The organism is Methylophaga sp. UBA1464, assembly GCF_002325665.1.
In the GTDB taxonomy this organism is placed as follows: domain Bacteria; phylum Pseudomonadota; class Gammaproteobacteria; order Nitrosococcales; family Methylophagaceae; genus Methylophaga.
Genome location: NZ_DCSO01000028.1, coordinates 2,508 through 3,111, shown reverse-complemented (window position 1 = coordinate 3,111; position 604 = coordinate 2,508). Strand labels below are relative to the sequence as shown.

At 46.5% G+C, this 604-nt stretch carries 1 pseudogene; it reads left to right on the top strand.

From position 1 onward, the window contains the following. Positions 1-604 (top strand): annotated as a pseudogene (gene glmU, locus B3O33_RS03150) (bifunctional UDP-N-acetylglucosamine diphosphorylase/glucosamine-1-phosphate N-acetyltransferase GlmU); the annotation flags it as partial.

Here is a 604-nt window from a genome sequence, read left to right as displayed (position 1 = left end):
AAGAAAAAGATGCCGATGAAGAAACCAAACTCATCAATGAAATCAACACCGGCATTATGTGCATCCCGGCTAAATGGCTCACAGAAGCCTTGTCCCAGCTTGATAACAACAATGCCCAGGGCGAATATTATCTGACCGACTTGATTGCCAAAGCCGTTAATCAGGGTATCGAAATCAACTCCGTCACCTGCGAAGATGAAATGGAAGTGGCTGGCATCAATAACCGCGTGCAGCTGGCTGAGGTAGAAAGTTACTATCAGCAACTCAAAGCAACAGAGTCAATGATGTCAGGTGTCACTTTCCGTGATCCGGCAAGAGTCGATATACGTGGTGATATAAAAGCAGGGCAGGATATTACCATCGATATCAACGTCATCTTCGAAGGCAATAACACCATAGCCGACAATGTCAGCATCGGTGCCAACTGCATTCTTATTAATAGCATCATCCATGAAGGAGCAGAAATCCTGCCTAACAGTATTATTGAAAACGCCGAAGTGGGTGCTAACTGCTCAGTAGGACCCTTTGCCAGACTGCGCCCAGGCACTAAGCTCGCCGCCAAAGCCAAAGTCGGTAACTTCGTAGAAGTCAAAAATGCCAACAG